We start from the raw sequence: 12,539 nt of genomic DNA on the forward strand, positions 1-12,539 counted from the left end.
TATTTTAAATGGTGAAATAAATTGTGGTAGAATTTTATTATTTTAAAACAGATTAAATAATGAACGATAAGAATTTATTTTTGAGTAATTTTTCTTAATTGTCAGTATAAGAAATTGTTATATCTATATTGTTAGCTTTTTGAATAATAAAAAAGCATCTAATTATTTAGAAATGAGATCGCCAGCCAAGCCATTACACTCATAGATGTTTCCAAAGCTTCTTCATTAGCTTCAAAATTGGCAGTATGTAAAGATCCATCTTTTTCTGATTTAACACCAAACCTATAAAAGGTAGCTGGATATTTCTGAGAATAAAACCCAAAATCTTCGGTTGTCATTCTAATATCCATGTTTACAACTTTATCTTCGCCCAAGAGTTCTATGGCATTTTGCTTAGCTAAATCTGTGAATTGATCATTATTAACCAAAAAAGGATAACCATGTTTAATTGTTACTTCGCATTCTGCTCCCATGCCTTTTGCTGTTGATTGAGCAATATTGGTAATCAATTCCTTCGCTTTGGCTCTCCACTCTTCATCCATTGTACGAAAGGTTCCTTCAATACTAACCTCTGAAGGGATAATATTAGTAGCGCCGTTTGCGATCACTTTTCCAAAAGATAGAACTGTTGGAATTCTAGCATCACAATGCCTGCTAACAATTTGTTGCAAGGCAACAATAATATGGGAAGCAATAAGGACATTATCTGTACATTTGTGAGGCATGGCGGCATGCCCTCCTTTACCTTTTACAGTCAGGTATATTTCGTCTCCGGAAGCCATATACATTCCGGAACGAAAACCAACCTTTCCACATGGCATATCTGGTAAAACATGTTGGCCTAAAACCCATTCTGGCTCAGGTTGCAAGGCTCCTTCTTCCATCATTAAACGTGCTCCTCCGGGTAGTAACTCTTCTCCTGGTTGAAAAATCAGTAAAATGGTACCTTCCCATTTTTCCTTGAACTGATTCAGAATTTTTGCAGTACCTAATAAACTTGCCATATGCATGTCGTGACCACAAGCATGCATTATTCCTGAATTTTTAGAGCGAAACTTATTTTCTGGATTTTCATCGATTGGTAGTGCGTCCATATCAGATCGTAAGGCAATTACTCTTTTTTCGGGATTTTCACCCTTAATTGTACCAATAATTCCAGTCTTTACAAAACCAGTTTGATAAGGAATACCATATTTGTCTAACAGGGTTTGTATGAATTTAGATGTTTCAAATTCCTGGAAAGATAATTCCGGATTAGCATGAAGGTGTGCTCTAATTTCTTTTATTTCAGAATTGATAGAGGCAGCAAATTCCTTTATCTTGGTTTTTAATTCTTGCATATCTTAATGATAATAATCTGAGTTTATTTTTCAAAAATCATTTTTAAAGCTACAAATAACATAAATGCTCCAAATATTTTTTTTAATATTTTATCCGGAAGACTTACCGAAATCATAGAACCAAAATAAGCGCCAATGACAAAAGCAATGGTTAGGATTAAAGCAACTTTTATGTCAACATACCCACTTTTATAATAGTTGTATGCTGCCAGGATTCCTATAGGAGGTAGCATAAAAGCAATACTTGTTCCTTGTGCCTGATGTTGATTGAATCCTAAAATGAAAATAAGGGCTGGTACAATAACAATTCCACCACCAACTCCAAGTGTACCACCAACTATACCTGCTATTAACCCCATAGCCAATAAAAGTAAAAATTCCTGCATTGTTATAAAAATAAGTGATTTCTATACAAATCTAGCAATAGTTTACATTCAATTAATATTGTCGTTAAAATATAAAAAGTGCTATGTATTCTATACAGAGTTGTGTGTAATGATAAATTTACAAAAATAAAATGCTAAAGATAAGATAGAGGGAAATGGGGTGGAAGGATAATTTCAAATGATTCGGTAAGTTTTTTTGTTAAAAATGTTTAATTTTGGGAATTTTGCAAAAATCTTAAGCTGAAATTGTAAACTCTTTAATTACTTTGTCGTAAGAAACAAAAGTTGATAATAAAAATTGAAAATTGTTATGAATAAACGGATGATTTTTTTGTTGGTAGCTGCTATTTGGGGAGGTTCTCTTCTTGCAACTGCTCAAAATACAAAACCAGTAATGAAATTTGATTCTAAGGATTTTGACTTTGGAACTTTTAAGGAAGAGCAGGGGAAAGTGTCCTATTCTTTCGAATTTATTAATACGGGTAACCAACCAATTATTATAAATCAGGTGCGTTCCTCCTGTGGGTGTACAACGCCTGATTGGAGTAAACAGCCTGTTGCTCCAGGTCAAAAAGGGTATGTTAAAGCAACCTTCGATCCCAAAAATCGTCCGGGACCATTTAATAAATCAATAACGGTAACCGCAAATACGAATCCAGCAATTACTATATTAAGAATTAAAGGAAGTGTTATTGCAAGGGTAAAAACGATTAAAGATCTTTATCCAAGAGAAATGGCTGGTTTGCGATTAACCAATAATCATTTGTCCTTTACAAAGGTTAAGAACACAGAAATAAAAGAAGCATCACTAGAAGTATATAATGAAAGTGACGGTGCAATTACTCTTGGATTTAAACGAATGCCGGCACATTTAAATATTAAAATGGTTCCTGCTGAATTAAAAGCAAAACAAAAAGGAAAAATTGTAGCTACATACAATGCAAGCAAGAAAAATGATTGGGGATTTGTGATTGATTATTTGGATGTATTAATTAATGGACAATATAAACCAGGACAAAGACTCACCGTAAGTGCAAATATCGTTGAAGATTTTGCTGCGTTAAGTGATGCTGAAAAAGCAGTTGCACCTAAAATTGAATTTCCTGAAAAAGTATTCGATTTTGGTCAATTAACACAGGGAGAAAAAGCAAATCACACTTTTATTTTAAAAAATTCCGGAAAATCAGATTTGATTATTAGAAAAACAAAAGCTTCTTGTGGATGTACTGCTATTGCTCCTGCTACTAAAATTATTAAAGCCGGTGAAGAGACAGAATTAAAGGTTGTTTTTAATTCAAGAGGAAAAAGAGGAAGGCAAAATAAATTAATTACCGTAATAACTAATGATCCTGCTGAGTCAGCAGTTCGTTTGAGAGTTACAGGAAATGTGATTATGCCAAAAATAAATTAAAAATTAATCTAAAAAGATATTGAAAAGGGTGTCCAAAATTGGATGCCCTTTTTTATTGCTGACAAACATATGTATTTTTGTTGATCTATGGTAAAACCATACTTGTGAAATTTATAACTTCGCAATCAAAATCTATTTGAAAATTTGAATCATGTCTGATAAACTCAAAAATAAAAATTCACATATAGAGAATGATCCGACCTATAAAGGATTGCAGGTAAATTCTGGAATAAGTCAGCCTCCATCTATTAATCCAAAAATATTGGAAAGATTAAAAAAGGCAAAGCGAAAGAAATATTCTGTTGATGATTACGTAAAAGGAATATTGAATGGAGATCGTGCAATTTTGAGTCAAGCAATTACGCTGATCGAAAGTTCAAAATTTGAACATCAAAAAGTAGCACAAGATATTATTGAAAGGTGTTTGCCTTATTCTGGTAAATCAGTTCGGATAGGTATAACAGGAGTGCCGGGAGCTGGGAAGAGTACGTTTATTGAAGCCTTTGGAAAACATGTTACCAGTCAGGGAAATCATTTAGCAGTTCTTGCCATTGATCCAAGTAGTGAAAGAAGTAAGGGGAGTATTTTAGGAGATAAAACGCGGATGGAGGAATTGTCGGTGGATGCTCATGCGTATATCCGACCTTCGCCATCTGCAGGATCCTTGGGTGGAGTTGCACGTAAAACAAGAGAGAGTTTAATTCTATGTGAAGCAGCCGGCTTTGATACAATTTTAATTGAGACAGTAGGTGTTGGTCAATCGGAAACAGCAGTTCACTCTATGGTTGATTTCTTTTTGTTGATTAAGATTGCTGGAGCGGGCGATGAACTGCAGGGAATTAAGAGAGGAATAATGGAAATGGCAGATGCTATTTCTATTAATAAAGCAGATGGAAATAATATCCATAAAGCTCAGCTTGCCAGAGTTCAATTTCAAAATGCTTTGCATTTATTTCCGCCGTCTCCTTCTGGTTGGACACCAAAGGTGCTTACATGTTCCTCTGTAGAAAAAACTGGAATTGATATAATTTGGAATACAATTATGGATTATTGTAGTCACACGCAACAGAATGGTTACTTCGATCAACGAAGAAGTGAACAAGCTAAGTATTGGATGTATGAGACTATCAATGAACAGTTAAGAGATGGTTTTTATCATCAGGATGCTGTAAAAAAACAGGTTGCTGATTTTGAAGAAAAAGTTTTGAATGATGAGATGAGCTCTTTCGTTGCCGCATTTAAATTGTTGAATACTTATTTTGATGAAATTAAAAAGAAATAATAAATTTTACAGTTTAACTGATTTTTTTTCGATTATCGGGATAATTTGGTAGTTTTAATTCTTTGTAAAATTTAATACACCCAAAATACTTGTAAAATGAAAAGAATATTTGTAGCAATTAGTGCTCTTGGCCTTTTGTTTGCTTCTTGTAATCAAGTGGATCAATACAAATTAACAGGACATGTGGAAGGCATGCAGAATGGTAAAGTGTATTTGTCTAAATTACAGGATAATGAATTGGTGAAGATCGATTCGGTAGATTATACAGATGGCGCTTTCCATCTTGAAGGGAAAGTAGATCAGCCAGATTTGTATTTTATTGAATTACAAGGAGAGAGAACTCCAATTCAATTCTTTCTTGAAAATTCTAAAATTACGATTGATGCTAATCTTGAAAATTTAAGAGCAGCAACAGTAGTGGGATCTGCAAATCAAGATGTTTATAATTTGTTTAGAGATTCTCAGAAGTCTTTTCAGGAAAAGCAACAGGGATTGATACAGCAATATCAAAAAGCAAATCAGAATAAAGATCAAGTACAAATGGATTCTATACGAAATGCATTTGATAAAATTGAATCAAGTAAAAATACTGCTAGTAAAGAATTCATAAAAGCAAACTCGACTTCAATTGTGACTGGTTTTATTGCTTATAGATTGTCTATGGGTATGGAAGCATCTGAAATGGAGAAGGTCTATAATCTTTTAGATGAAAGTGTGAGAAGTTCTAAGTATGCTTTAAAAATAAAGGAGAAAATGGAGTTATTAAAGAAGGTGGCTGTTGGACAAGTTGCTCCGGATTTTACTTTAAATACTCCGGAAGGAACTCCATTAAGCCTATCTTCTCTAAAAGGGAAAGTGGTTGTGATTGATTTTTGGGCTTCATGGTGCGGTCCTTGCAGAAGAGAAAATCCGCATATGGTAGAGACGTATAATAAGTTACATGAAAAAGGGGTTGAATTTTTAGGGGTTTCTTTGGATAAAAATAAAGATGCTTGGTTAAAAGCTATTTCAGACGATGGATTAGTTTGGGATCATGTATCGGATCTTAAATATTGGAATTCAGCTGCAGCAAAAATGTATGGAATTAACGGTATTCCTGCAACAGTTTTGATTGATCAGAATGGAGTTATTGTTGCAAAGAAGATTTTTGGTGAAGAATTAAAAACTGCTATTGAAAAATTGGTGCAATAAATTTTTGCTAGATGTAGGTTATTTGTCCGGTAGAATGAAGCTGAAATCTTTTATCTATCGGACATTTTTTGTTAAGTAATTTGATTTTTATTAAATTCCGTTAATATCTTTGAGAAATCAAAAAAACATCTATTTTTGTTATTTGAATTAAATCTAAATAAACAACACAAAATAACGAATGCGATTACTGAATATATTCTTTCTGATTTTGCTTTGTAGCGCTTTTTCATGTCAACAAAAGAAAATGGAGAAGAAGGAAAATGTACTTACAGTGAGTATACTACCTCAAAAATTTTTTATTGAGCAAATTGCAGGCGACGATTTCCATGTTAATGTTTTAATACCACCTGGAGCTAGTCCCGCAACTTATGAGCCTACACCACTACAGATGACTAAGATTAGCCATTCCATGGCATATTTTAGAATAGGTCACATCCCTTTTGAAGAAGCATGGTGTGATAAAATTATTGAATCCGCAGGTGATATAAAAGTGTTCGATCTATCGGGAGATGTAAAGCTGATTAAAAATCAAGGCCATCATCATGGTGATCATTTTCACGAGGAAGGAATTGATCCACATATATGGTCTTCACCTAAAACCGTTGAGAAGATTGTGCAACGATTATATCTGGATTTGGTCCAATTAAAGCCAAATAATCAGAAAAAATATGAAGCAAATTTAAATATATTTTTGGGTAAGATTCGAGACTTAGATATATTGGCAACCAAGGAGTTTAATGGTGAGAACATGAAAGCATTTATGATTTTTCATCCTGCTCTATCTTATCTTGCCAGAGATTATGGCTTGAAACAAATTCCTATTGAGATGGAAGGAAAAGAGCCATCACCTGCCTATATGCAGCATTTGGTGATGGAAGCACGAGAATATAATATCAAGACTATATTTATTCAAAAGCAATTTAATAAAGAGAATGCCGAAACATTGGCAAGGGAAATAGGAGCTAAGGTTGTTGCGATTGATCCCTTGTCGGAAAATTGGTTGATGGAGATGGAAAACATTATTCGTCAATTAAACGGGAATGGGAATGTGAAAAATTCTGAATTGTAATAGGAAACAGATGAATACATTATTGGAATTAAAATCTGTAAATTATGCCTACGATCATAAAATCGTACTCAGAGATGTGAATCTAAAAATCAGAGAGAATGATTTTTTAGGAATCATTGGACCTAATGGTGGCGGAAAAACAACCTTATTAAAAATTGTAGTTGGATTGCTTAAACCGATGAGCGGAGAGATCATTGCAAGAGATGGAGATAATAGCCGAATTGGTTATTTGCCTCAAATCAACCAAATTGATAAAAAATTTCCTATTTCGGTTTTGGACGTTGTTCTTTCTGGTTTAATGTCACACAAGAAATTATTTGGCCGATATACATTGCAAAATCGTGAAAAAGCAGAGGCTTTAATGTCTCGTATTGGCATTGAGCATTTGAAGAATAAAAATATAGGTGAACTTTCGGGAGGACAACTGCAACGTGTATTTTTGTGTAGAGCTATTGTTACTGATCCTCATCTTTTGATTTTGGATGAGCCAGATACCTACGTGGATCAAAATTTCGAAGGAGAATTGTATGAGATATTGGATCAATTAAATAAACAGATGGCTATTATCATCGTTTCTCATGATGTTGGTACAATTTTTTCTCATGTAAAAACAATTGCTTGTGTTAATAAAACCCTTTGCTATCACGATTCTAATATTATCTCCTCAGAACAATTAAAGGCATATAATTGTCCTATCGATTTAATTACTCACGGAGAAGTTCCTCATCGGGTATTAAAACATCATCACTAATTATGAACGCAATATTCGAATTATTTCAATATAAATTTTTTCTGAATGCCATGGGAGCAGCTTTACTGGCAAGTATTTCCTGTGGAATAATAGGCTCCTATATTGTAGCTCGCCGGATTGTTTTTATTAGTGGCGGGATTACACATGCTTCTTTTGGCGGAATTGGTATCGCATGGTTTTTGGGACTGAACCCAATACTTGGCGCTGCAGTTTTTGGAGTGTTTTCTGCTTTAGGAATAGAGTGGATTTCGAAAAAAACAGAAGTGCGGGAAGATTCGGTGATAGGTATTCTTTGGGCATTTGGAATGGCTGTGGGAATTATCTTTATTTACTTGACACCTGGTTATGCTCCTAATTTAATGAGCTTTCTTTTTGGAAATATTCTTACTGTTGGAAGTCTTGATTTATATTTACTAACAGGGCTTTGCGCCATTATTATTTTGGTTTTTAGTCTGCTTATGAGACTAATTTTATTTGTGGCTTTTGATGAGGAATATGCGAAAACACAGAAAGTGCCAATGCAATTTTTAAACTACTTTATGATTTCTCTGGTTGCTTTAACCATAGTACTAAATATTCGTATGGTAGGAATTATTTTGGTGATTTCATTTTTAACGATTCCACAAACAATAGCCAATATGTTTACACAGGATTTTAAAAAGATGATATTCGGAGCCATCGGATTTGGATTTTTAGGTTCTTTTATGGGACTTTTAATTTCATATAGAATTAATGCTCCATCGGGAGCAACCATCATATTTTCGTTTGTAATACTGTTTGTTCTTGCCAAAATTATACAAATGAGTATTTTAGCAGTAAAACGTAGCACAAGAATTTAATATTCTATTTTAGAAACATCCTTTATTTAAGGGAGAGATTCTTGCATATAAAATAAATATTTTTGATTTGTATGAATTGACAGTACAAGATTTGTAATAACATAAACAACAAAATAGAAATGAATTACGATTTAATAGTAGTAGGAAGCGGTCCGGGCGGTTATGTTGCTGCCATTCGTGCTTCACAATTAGGATTGAAGGTTGGCGTTGTAGAACGTGCGGAATTAGGCGGAATTTGCTTGAATTGGGGATGTATTCCTACCAAGTCGTTGTTGAAATCGGCACAGGTATATGAATATATGAAACATGCCGGTGATTATGGATTGGCAGTTGAAGGAGAAATAAAACCTGATTTTGAAAAAGTAGTCGCCCGAAGTCGTGGAGTTGCAGAAAAAATGAGTGGTGGAATTCAATATCTTTTTAAAAAGAATAAAATTGATGTAATCAATGGATTTGGAAAACTTGCAGGAAATAAAACTATTGAAGTAACTGCACAGGATGGTAGCAAATCTACTTACGAAGCTAAGCATATAATTCTGGCAACAGGTGCTCGTTCTCGCGAATTGTCAAACCTGCCTCAGGATGGCAAGAAAATAATTGGCTACCGCAAGGCTTTAACACTGGAAAAACTTCCTAAATCTATGATTGTAGTAGGTTCCGGAGCTATTGGTTCAGAGTTTGCATATTTTTATTCCACAATGGGTACTAAGGTTACTTTAGTGGAGTTTATGCCAACCATTCTGCCTATCGAAGATGAAGAGGTTTCTAAGCAAATGGGTAGATCTTTCAAAAAGAATAAAATTAAGGTGATGACTCACTCTACCGTTGAATCGGTTGAGGGAGTTGAAGGTGATCTCAAGGTAAATATCAAGAATAAAAAGGGAGAAATGGAAGTTCACGAATGTGAAATTGTACTTTCTGCCGTTGGTATTGCCCCAAATACAGAAGGAATTGGACTCGAAGAAATTGGTGTTGCAACTGAGAACGGAAGAGTTGTAGTGGATGATTATTATCAAACCAACATCGAAGGTGTTTATGCTATTGGGGATATTGTAAAAGGCCCGGCCTTAGCTCACGTAGCTTCAGCCGAAGGTATTTGCTGTGTAGAGAAAATCGCAGGAATGAAAGTGGAACCAATCGATTATACTACCATTCCGGGATGTACCTACACCGTTCCGGAAGTAGCTTCGATGGGAATGACCGAGAAAGCTGCAAAGGAGGCCGGTTACGAGTTGAAAATTGGTAAATTTCCATTCTCGGCATCGGGTAAAGCAAGTGCTTCGGGAGCAAATGAAGGTTTTGTGAAATTAATATTCGATGCTAAATATGGCGAGCTTTTGGGTGCTCATATGGTAGGAGCCAATGTTACCGAAATGATTGCTGAATTGGTTACTGCCCGTAAGTTGGAAACTACCGGACACGAATTGATTAAAGCAATTCATCCACATCCAACCATGTCAGAAGCAATTATGGAAGCAGCCGCTGCAGCTTACGATGAAGTGATTCATATTTAAAATCAGATCTCTAATAAATACACAAAGCCATTCTTTCGGGGATGGCTTTTCTTGTGGATTTCATCCAGATTTCTGTAGATAATTTTTAAGTTTGTGAACATTATTGGACAAACACAAACTTAATTTAAAACCTAATGAAGAAAATTGTATTCTTTTCTGTTTTGGTTTTCGCATTCTGTGGAATAACCAAGGCACAAAACAACGGAACTATTGATGCAAAAATGCTGAACGAAATTCGTTCTGGTTTTACTCTGGATGCATCAGCTAAAGCAGCACAAAATGCGATTACCAATGCCGAAAGTTTAAGAGATCTTTCCTTAAATCGGGAAAAAATTGGTAAAATAGATCACTATTTTAAGTATAGAGTAGAGGTAAAAGGAATTACCGATCAGAAAAGCTCGGGCAGATGCTGGATGTTTACTTCCATGAATACCATTCGCCCTCAGGCTATAAAAAAATTCAATCTAACTTCTTTCGACTTTTCTCACAACTATAATTATTTCTGGGATCTTTTCGAAAAATCAAACCTATTCCTTGACAATATTATTGCAACAGCTGATCAGGATATTCAGGATCGTGAGGTAGTAAATTATTTTAAAAGCCCGGTGGATGATGGTGGCGTTTGGAATTCATTTTTTAATGTAGCTAAAAAATATGGTCTTGTTCCAGCTTCTGTAATGCCTGAGACTAAGATGAGTAATAAAACCTACGAATTAACTCGTTTAATCAATGAGAAACTAAGAGGAGAAGCTTATAAGATTCGTATGATGATTGCTGCAAAAGATGCTAATAAAGATATTCAGCAGGCAAAAGTTAATGCATTGAAATCAGTTTATAGGATGTTGGCTTTAAGTCTGGGTGTTCCTCCAACCGAATTTACCTGGAGATATAAGGATGCTGATGGCAAGATTAGTGAATTGAAGAAATATACTCCTATTGAGTTTTTGGAGGTAGTTGCTCCAGATTTTGCTAAAACAGAGCAGATCATGATTATGAATGATCCTACCAGAGCATATTATAAGGTTTATGAAATTAAGAATTACAGGAATGTGAAGGAAGGCATCAACTGGACTTATTTGAATTTGCCTAATAAGGATATCAAAAGCTTTGCTTTGGCTTCAATAAAAAATAATGAGCCAATGTATGCATCCTGCGATGTGGGTAAGCAACACAATCGTAAGGCTGGTGTAATGGATGTAAATACCTATGATTATGCTTCTTTGTTCGGAGTAGATTTCGATATGGATAAAAAAGCAAGAATATTAACTCGTCAATCGGGTTCGTCGCATGCCATGGCTTTGATAGGTGTGGATGTTGATGAAAATGATGTTCCCGTGAAATGGGAGTTCGAGAATTCATGGGGAAGCAGTGCAGGAGACAAAGGTTATCTTACTTTTACCGATGCTTGGTTTAATGAATACATGTTTCGTATTGTGATCAACAAAAAATATTTGAATGAAAAAGCAATAAAGGCTTTGCAATCGAAACCTATTTTATTGCCAGTTTGGGATTATATGTTCTAAGCTATTAAGATAGGAAAGTAAAAGGGGCTGTTGATTTCATTCAACAGCCCCTTTTCTGTTTTGTGTATATTTTCACCATAGGCAATTATCTATTTAGTGTATGATTTGTAATCCTAAGATATGAGCAATTTTTTCTGCTTCAAGCTTGGCTTCCAACAGATTTTTACATCTTTTTAAAGGAATTCTCTTTTTGGGACTTCTGCCAAACAATACCACAAAACAATCTTCGGTTAGCAAATGCAAGTCTTTCTCCATTGGTAAATAGGAACTTCTGTTTATAATGGGAGAGATGCCGGCAACAGCAGTTAACTCGTCCAGATTTTGCCATTTCCCTGTTTTAAATATGCCGAATATTGCATAATAGAGCATGTACTTGTGCTCCGCTTCATCCACTATAATTCCAGAATAAGAAAAGGCCATTAGAGCACCAAGAATAAAAAATATAGTAGCAGTAAGCAGATAAGGAATTAGTAAGGCCATAAGCATGATCAACCAACCTAATATCGCCCCGGCTTTTCCGAAAAATTTGTCTAGTTTATTGTGTATCATTTTTTCAGGTATTAGTGTAACGTGTTGTGATTTACTTAATAACCGATAATATGTCACCTTTACCCTACTTGAGATTAAAAACATAAATAAAAAAACTCCGAATCAATCGATCCGGAGTCTCTTTTTGGTATTAAAGAATTATTTATTGCTTTGGACGTTTAAATACAAATCTTGTAATGAAAATACCTTTCCCGTCGCCTTTTCCACTATCACTTTCTACACCACTGGTTACAAAAGCCAACTCATAACCTTGATTCGTTAATGTGTTGATTTTAGAAGCAATTAAGGCATCGTTTGATGCGATGTTTTGGAAGTTGATACCTGCAATACTATAAAAGTTTAACAGTTTTGTTTCTGCAAATAAATTAACTTTTGCATTGCTTCTCTTCACTTCTTTTTGCTTGCTCTTTTTGCCGTTGGTTCTTTCGGTTGTAAAATCTGCTGCATTAATAGGCGATTTTTCCTCAATAATTCTGGAACGACCAATTCCCATAGGAACGATAGACTCTACTGTTGTGATTACTTTGTACTCGTATGATTGGGCATTTGCATCAATAAAGAAACCACAGGCAATAATTAGTAATAGAACAATCTTCTTCATATTAAATTCAATTTTTAATTAATAAATAAGTATATATTTTAAAATGATATGCTAAGTTTTAATAATATTTCTGACCAAAAGCA

Annotated in this window: 12 protein-coding genes; 8 read left to right on the forward strand and 4 right to left on the reverse strand. The window is 34.5% G+C overall.

Features of this window, described 5'->3' with window-relative positions:
- Positions 1–158: 158 nt before the first annotated feature.
- Positions 159–1,340 carry a M20 metallopeptidase family protein gene (locus DLK05_RS07800; RefSeq protein ID WP_127343451.1) on the reverse strand — a complete coding sequence of 394 codons (1,182 nt, stop codon included), beginning with the start codon at positions 1,338–1,340 and terminating at the stop codon, positions 159–161.
- A gap of 23 nt (positions 1,341–1,363) precedes the next feature.
- On the reverse strand, positions 1,364–1,726 hold the full coding sequence (locus DLK05_RS07805) for a sulfite exporter TauE/SafE family protein (protein WP_127343452.1): 363 nt from the start codon (positions 1,724–1,726) through the stop codon (positions 1,364–1,366).
- Positions 1,727–2,036: 310 nt separating this feature from the next.
- On the opposite strand from DLK05_RS07805, the gene DLK05_RS07810 reads away from it, so the two are divergent.
- The 8 genes from DLK05_RS07810 (at position 2,037) to DLK05_RS07845 (ending at position 11,306) form a co-directional block, all read left to right on the forward strand.
- Positions 2,037–3,137, forward strand: coding sequence for a DUF1573 domain-containing protein (locus tag DLK05_RS07810; RefSeq protein WP_235831973.1), 1,101 nt, complete (start codon positions 2,037–2,039; stop codon positions 3,135–3,137).
- A gap of 151 nt (positions 3,138–3,288) precedes the next feature.
- Positions 3,289–4,419, forward strand: a complete 1,131-nt coding sequence (gene meaB, locus DLK05_RS07815; RefSeq protein ID WP_127343453.1) for a methylmalonyl Co-A mutase-associated GTPase MeaB — start codon at positions 3,289–3,291, stop codon at positions 4,417–4,419.
- A 96-nt stretch (positions 4,420–4,515) separates the two neighbouring features.
- A complete protein-coding gene (locus tag DLK05_RS07820) occupies positions 4,516–5,610 on the forward strand; it encodes a TlpA disulfide reductase family protein (protein ID WP_127343454.1) in 1,095 nt (364 codons plus the stop codon).
- A 244-nt stretch (positions 5,611–5,854) separates the two neighbouring features.
- Positions 5,855–6,679, forward strand: coding sequence for a metal ABC transporter solute-binding protein, Zn/Mn family (locus tag DLK05_RS07825; protein ID WP_209319782.1), 825 nt, complete (start codon positions 5,855–5,857; stop codon positions 6,677–6,679).
- A 10-nt stretch (positions 6,680–6,689) separates the two neighbouring features.
- Positions 6,690–7,430, forward strand: a complete 741-nt coding sequence (locus tag DLK05_RS07830) for a metal ABC transporter ATP-binding protein (protein ID WP_127343456.1) — start codon at positions 6,690–6,692, stop codon at positions 7,428–7,430.
- A gap of 2 nt (positions 7,431–7,432) precedes the next feature.
- Positions 7,433–8,269, forward strand: coding sequence for a metal ABC transporter permease (locus DLK05_RS07835; protein ID WP_127343457.1), 837 nt, complete (start codon positions 7,433–7,435; stop codon positions 8,267–8,269).
- A 119-nt stretch (positions 8,270–8,388) separates the two neighbouring features.
- Positions 8,389–9,783, forward strand: coding sequence for a dihydrolipoyl dehydrogenase (gene lpdA, locus DLK05_RS07840; protein ID WP_127343458.1), 1,395 nt, complete (start codon positions 8,389–8,391; stop codon positions 9,781–9,783).
- 134 nt (positions 9,784–9,917) lie between these two features.
- Positions 9,918–11,306, forward strand: coding sequence for a C1 family peptidase (locus DLK05_RS07845; RefSeq protein WP_127343459.1), 1,389 nt, complete (start codon positions 9,918–9,920; stop codon positions 11,304–11,306).
- A gap of 93 nt (positions 11,307–11,399) precedes the next feature.
- Here the strand turns inward: DLK05_RS07845 and DLK05_RS07850 are convergent, their stop codons facing one another.
- Both DLK05_RS07850 and DLK05_RS07855 read right to left on the reverse strand, forming a co-directional pair.
- Positions 11,400–11,855, reverse strand: coding sequence for a hypothetical protein (locus tag DLK05_RS07850; RefSeq protein ID WP_127343460.1), 456 nt, complete (start codon positions 11,853–11,855; stop codon positions 11,400–11,402).
- 142 nt (positions 11,856–11,997) lie between these two features.
- Positions 11,998–12,456, reverse strand: a complete 459-nt coding sequence (locus DLK05_RS07855; RefSeq protein WP_127343461.1) for a hypothetical protein — start codon at positions 12,454–12,456, stop codon at positions 11,998–12,000.
- Between the last annotated feature and the right edge of the window lie 83 nt (positions 12,457–12,539).

This window comes from Ancylomarina longa (genome assembly GCF_003996985.1).
In the GTDB taxonomy this organism is placed as follows: domain Bacteria; phylum Bacteroidota; class Bacteroidia; order Bacteroidales; family Marinifilaceae; genus Ancylomarina_A; species Ancylomarina_A longa.